Genomic DNA, 6,032 nt, shown 5'->3' on the forward strand with positions numbered 1-6,032 from the left:
ATTTTTCCAGAGTAATTGGTTAGAGAATATCCAACCCCAAATCAAGGCAAGGAGCGCTGTGGGTTAGCCATCCCATCGAAATTACATCGATCCCGGTTTCTGCAATGGCGCGTGCCGTTTTATGGGTGATGCTACCGGATGCTTCTGCGATGGCCTTTCCATCAATCATGGCAACGGCTTCACGTAAGGTTGGTAAGTCCATATTATCCAGCAGGATGATATCGGGCTTATGGGGGAGCGCTTGTTGAAGTTGATCAAGCCGATCAACTTCGACTTCGATTTTTACCATGTGTCCGATTTGGGATCGGGCGGTAGCAATGGCTTTCCCTATATCACCGCCAACTGCAGCAATGTGATTGTCCTTGATCATGACGCCATCATAAAGACCAAAGCGATGATTGTGACCGCCGCCGCAGCGCACCGCGTATTTTTCAAAGGCGCGCAAGCCTGGGGTGGTCTTTCTGGTGCAGGTAACGCGCACAGGCAGATCATCAACCAGATCAACGATATTACGGGTCGCGGTGGCAATTCCAGATAGATGCCCCATGTAGTTCAGGCCAACACGCTCCCCGCTCAGGATCGCGCGAGCTGGACCTGTTATTGTGGCAACGATAGATCCGGGAGAGAGGCGCGTTCCATCCCCGAGTAAAATTTTGACGTCCACCTGTTCCGATAGCTCTGCCATTGCAGCTTGCAGAAATCCGGTACCCGAGAGAGTGCCACTCTGTCTGCTTACAATTGATGCTGTGAGCTGGGCATCTTCCGGAATCATTGACTGGCTGGTGAGGTCTCCGGTTGATCCAAGATCTTCCATAAGCGCGGCCTGTACGGCCTGTTTGATCAGGGGGGATGGCAGGGGCGTTATTTTCATCATCTATACTTTTTGTCGTCTATATGTTTTCGAGGCAATCTATGAAGCCAGTTTGATCGTATCGTTGACGATGTCTTTTTTGAGGTGGCTCAGTTCTACAATGCTGTGGCGCTGGTATCGTGGGTCGCTATTGGGATAATCAAGGCGATAATGCCCACCTCTGCTTTCTTTCCGTTCAAGTGCCATGGTTGCAATCAAACGACTGGTGGTCATGATATTTCTTAGTCGGGTTGATGCATGTGGATTGTTTGTCTCGATACGATCCAGTTCTTTCAAAAGTGTCGTTAGCCCTGCTTCATCCCGGCAAAGTCCGATATAGCGATAGTTCAAAGTTTGTAGTTCACCTATGACATCCTGATCTTTTACGACGCTGGTTAGGGTTTGCGATTGTTCTGAAGTTTTAACTTTGGCGGACGCGCTTATTGTTTTGTTGCTGAGGAAATCACAGACATCGTTACTGACAAGAGGTGCAAACACTAAAGCTTCGAGCAGGGAGTTACTGGCGAGTCTGTTTGCGCCGTGTAGGCCAGTACAAGCAGCTTCGCCACAAGCCCAGAGGCCGTTAAGATTAGTTCGTCCGCGATTGTCGGTTTCAATGCCCCCCATATGATAGTGCGCTGCCGGGACAACGGGGATCAGATCTTTTGTCGGATCAATATCGTGATTTTCACAGTGGGCATAGACGGTGGGAAAGTGCTTGGGAAAGGCATCGCCAATAGATCTGCGACAATCTAGGTAACAGCGATGCCCCTTTTGTATCTGCTGCCATATACCTCTGGCGACGACATCCCGTGGTGCCAATTCGGCGAGGGGATGTTCATCGAGCATAAAGCGGTTACCGGTTTCATTCACCAACCAAGCACCATCGCCGCGTAGAGCTTCTGTTGCTAAAGGGCGAGGTGTGGCCTCTACATCTATGGATGTAGGGTGGAATTGAACAAATTCGAGATCTTTTAATCTGGCACCAGCGCGGGCGGCCATGGCAAGCCCGTCCCCACACGCAGCAAAGGGATTGGTGGTTGCGCTGTAGATCTGCCCGATACCGCCTGTCGCAATAATCGTAGCATGAGCATTGACCGCCTGTAGTTCATTGTCTTTCAGAAGGGTTGCGCCGCAAATCGGAATGTTCTGGACGCTATTATGCCGGCCCTGATCACTCTCGTTATGAGAAAGTAAATCTACTGCTTCCGCATTTTCAAGAACGGTAATGTGAGTGGCCTCTTTTACCCGGATCTGCAGAACGCGCATGACTTCCCGGCCCGTCGAATCTCCATTGGCATGGACAACCCGTCGGCGACTGTGGGCGGCCTCTCGGCTCAGGCTCAGGCCCTTGTCGTCATGATCAAAGATCACGCCCAGATCAATCAGATCGCGGATGCGTTCTGGCCCAAGGTCGGTGACCAATGCGGCAATGTCTTCATCCGCAATGCCGCCGGCAACGGCAAGCGTATCCACGAGATGATTTGCAGGACTGTCGGCAGGATCCAATGCGGCTGATATGCCCCCCTGTGCCCAGGTGCTGGAGGCTTCTTCCCCGAGTGGCCCTTTTGATAAAAGTGTGACAGCTTTTGGCGCAAGGCGTAACGCCGCCATCAAGCCGGCGAGGCCTGCACCAATTACCAAAACATCTGTCGTTGTACTTTTGATGGTGTTGGCGGGATTACGCATGGGAGAAAACTCCTTAACTTGCATCCAGCATACGTTGAACGGCGAGGCGTGCCCGATCAGCAAGTGCAGGATCAACAGTAACCTCGTGCGTCATTGTCTTTAATGATTCACAGATGTTCATTAAATTGATACGTTGCATATGCGGGCAAAGATTACAGGACCGAATGAAGTTTGTGTCTGGGTTTTCGGACGCAATGTTATCGCCCATAGAGCATTCTGTGATCAGGGCAACTTCAGCGGGTTTCTGCTCGGACACGAAATTGATCATGCCTGCTGTTGATCCTGAATAGTCTGCAGCTTTAACAACTTCCGGTGGGCACTCCGGGTGCGCGAGGACCGTGACATTTGGATGTGCTTTGCGCAATTGCTTGACCTGTCGCGCGGTAAAGCGTTCGTGCACTTCGCACTCGCCTTGCCATGTTAGAATTTCAACGTTGGTTTCGGCGGCAACATTGGCGGCAAGAAAGCGATCGGGGATTAATAGCACCCGATCAACACCCAGTGATTCAACGATCTTCACTGCATTTCCGGATGTGCAGCAGATATCTGATTCAGCCTTTACTTCGACAGAGGTGTTTACGTAGGTAACAATCGGGACACCGGGATATTTTTTGCGAAGATTACGCACGTCTTCGCCTGTGATGGAATCTGCCAGTGAACAGCCAGCTTTCGGATCCGGTATCAAAACGGTTTTAGACGGGTTAAGAAGCTTTGTTGTTTCTGCCATGAAGTGAACACCAGCCATAACGATCACATCGGCTTCGACATCAATAGCCTTTTGCGCAAGCGCCAGTGAATCCCCAACGATATCGGAAACACAGTGATAGATGTCTCTGGTTTGATAATTGTGGGCGAGAACAACAGCATTGCGCTCTTTTTTCAAACGCATGATTTCATCAACATAGGGCGCAAAATCGGGCCATTCTTCTTTACTGATCGCGGGATACACCTGCTCAAAGACAGCGGCAGTACGCTCTGCTACTTCCGGGGTGTATGTATATTCTTCTGTCTCTGCGACTGCAGTATTGGCAGACATGGCAACCTCTTTTGCTCTATTTGAGTATAAGGGGGCAATAAAAAAAGACGGGAGCTCCCTGTTTCACTTATGCTACAAGTGAGTATTACTTGGGTCAAGCACATTATGCTCAATATTAGTATAAGTGGTGTTGGTGGGATGAACTGGGTGTCGTGGATGAGGGGCCGGTTCTGTCAAATGCCTAGTTTTTGCCGTTCCATCAGAACTTCCCGGCGAAAACGGAATTGATTCGCAGGTCGCCCACCTGTTTGGGTTTCGATCTTCCCCGTAGCTTCAACCAGACCTTTTTTCTCGATTAGGCGACGAAAATTCTGTTTATGAAGAAGTGATCCAGAAAGAGCTTCAACAACTTTTTGGAGCTGTAACAGGGTAAATGTCGGCGGCATGAGTTCAAACACAACGGGACGATATTTAATTTTGCCCCGCAAACGTCCGATTGCCGTTGCCAGTATACGTCGATGATCCAGTGCCATCGCCGTTCCGTGCTGATTACTTATATCACCTTCATCAAGGCTATCCTGTCGCTCCGCGACCAAGCTGGCTTCATAAAGCAATTCGTATCTTTCCAGAACAAGTTCATCATTCCAGGGGGTGTCATCCAGACCAAAGGTAATACAGGTGCGTTCGTAACGATCTTTCTGTTCGATGTTATTTTCTGCCTGTTCAATCCATTTTCGCAGTGCGGGGATGATATCACTCTCTAGTATAGTAGGGGGTCCATCGCGCCAGTCTTCCCATGGGAAAAAGCGATACCAATCCTGCCACACAGCATTCTCAATTGCTGTTGGAGCCGTATCTTGTACAAGGGCGAGATAGCCGACGGACACCAAGCGGGCGCCAGCTGCCTCTTCACGAGGGTCGCGCCCTTCATTCCCGAATGTGTAGAGCTGTTCGACGTATCCAATCTCATGGTCAGTCTGTTCTTCGACCCACGACCTCAACCCGGATTCAAGCGTACGGTGTTTCAGCGGATAAAAGGGACCAAAAGGCAGTGCTTCGTGTCGATTGTCATGGGGCCGATTGTCATGGGGTAGCGCTGTCCGTTCGGTCAGGGTTTCATGCTGTGCAGTAAGTGTTTCAGAAGTATGTTGGACGACAAGAACCTTTGGTTGCTCTTCAATGATAGCAACAATAACGGCATTCAGCCCGATAACGACCTGTCCGTTTGCTGGTTCTGTACTCGCATTCATACTTAGTTTGTCCCTCTCTTATAAGTCTCTAAGATCACAGAGGAATTGAGATTAGGCAAGATACCTTGAAAGTGCGACGACAATATTACGGAAAATTCCTTCTAACGCTCAAGTTCCGCTTCTATCATGTTGTGCCTTAATGGATATACGAGAGACTTATAAAAGGTCTGCTTATGTAAGAGTGGGTGCTATTTATGAAAGTGACTTTCTTAGATCATAGTCACTTTCATATGGTTTTTGGTGTGAGTGGTAAGCGCATAAGTACTTCGTCATAATAGTGGTCTTTAAATTTAAGTGCTCTGGGTTCGCGTCCGTATTCAATAAAACCCAGCTTCTCATATAAGGTGATAGCTGAGACATTTGAAACAACTACAGCTAAGAGAATCTCTTCGGTGGTTTCTTTTGCTATTTCGATAATCTGTAAAAGGATCTGTTTGGCCAATCCGTTGCCGCGTGCTTCCGGCTTTATATACATCCCCCAAAGCCTTGCTTTATGTTTGAGCTTTTCTTTATTAGGGATTCGTAAGCCTACGATGCCAACCAGCGAACTTTTATTACTATAAGCGCCATAAACAACGTTGTTTGTTAAAAGTTTGGAATAGTGGCTCAGAGGAATGTTTACTTCATCACAATAAGAGGCGCCAAAAGCTTCTGGACTTTCATCGCGGCCTTCCACTCTGAGCTCTTTATAAAGAGCTGCGTCCTCGGATGGGATTCTTTTAAAGGTAAAAACATTATCTATAGGCATCGGTTGTCAGAATCTTGTGTTGTGATTGTTCTTGTTTAGGATGATTCGCGGAAATAGGTGCGAATCTTTTTGACTGAAAGTTACTTTTAAAGATTATTTGCAAGAATCTCGCATGTTTTTACATCTGGATTCAGGGATTCTTTATGGATTTGTCCTAATTTTCCCTTGAACTTACCTTCTTGGAATCTAGGATATTTAGAAAACATCACAAGTGGGGTGTTTTTGCGCAATAAACTTACGCGAATAGCCCGTGTGACGGTAATATTAAAAAAATGTGAGTTTTTTGCAAAAAGGTCTTTGACAGTGTGTTGTGTGGGGCCTATAACACCGCTCACCGACGGGGCAGATGCTCTGGCGGGACATCGGAAAGACAGAGTAAAAACAGACAGTTAGCGGAAGTTTTACGGAAGCTGATTAGAAAATTTAGATAGGAATTGATCCTTGAAAAAGTTTTTACAGAAATGTTTCAGATGTTCCTTGACGATAGGGAAAAAGACTATATATATCGTCTAGCTTTTC

5 protein-coding genes are annotated in these 6,032 nt (G+C 47.8%); all 5 read right to left on the bottom strand.

From position 1 onward, the window contains the following. Window positions 1-19 precede the first annotated feature (19 nt). The 5 genes from nadC to ACN0W5_RS16045 all read right to left on the bottom strand — a co-directional run bounded on the left by nadC (window position 20) and on the right by ACN0W5_RS16045 (window position 5,513). Window positions 20-874, bottom strand: a complete 855-nt coding sequence (gene nadC / locus ACN0W5_RS16025) for a carboxylating nicotinate-nucleotide diphosphorylase (RefSeq protein WP_417455085.1) — start codon at window positions 872-874, stop codon at window positions 20-22. A gap of 36 nt (window positions 875-910) precedes the next feature. Then, window positions 911-2,539, bottom strand: coding sequence for an L-aspartate oxidase (locus ACN0W5_RS16030; RefSeq protein WP_417455086.1), 1,629 nt, complete (start codon window positions 2,537-2,539; stop codon window positions 911-913). Between the two features lie 13 nt (window positions 2,540-2,552). After that, window positions 2,553-3,575, bottom strand: coding sequence for a quinolinate synthase NadA (gene nadA, locus ACN0W5_RS16035; protein WP_417455087.1), 1,023 nt, complete (start codon window positions 3,573-3,575; stop codon window positions 2,553-2,555). Window positions 3,576-3,748: 173 nt separating this feature from the next. Next, window positions 3,749-4,765, bottom strand: coding sequence for an NUDIX hydrolase (locus tag ACN0W5_RS16040; protein WP_417455088.1), 1,017 nt, complete (start codon window positions 4,763-4,765; stop codon window positions 3,749-3,751). 226 nt (window positions 4,766-4,991) lie between these two features. Continuing rightward, complete coding sequence (locus tag ACN0W5_RS16045; RefSeq protein ID WP_417455089.1) at window positions 4,992-5,513, bottom strand: GNAT family N-acetyltransferase; 522 nt, start codon at window positions 5,511-5,513, stop codon at window positions 4,992-4,994. Window positions 5,514-6,032 lie beyond the last annotated feature (519 nt).

This window comes from Kiloniella sp., assembly GCF_048270245.1.
Lineage (GTDB): Bacteria > Pseudomonadota > Alphaproteobacteria > Kiloniellales > Kiloniellaceae > Kiloniella.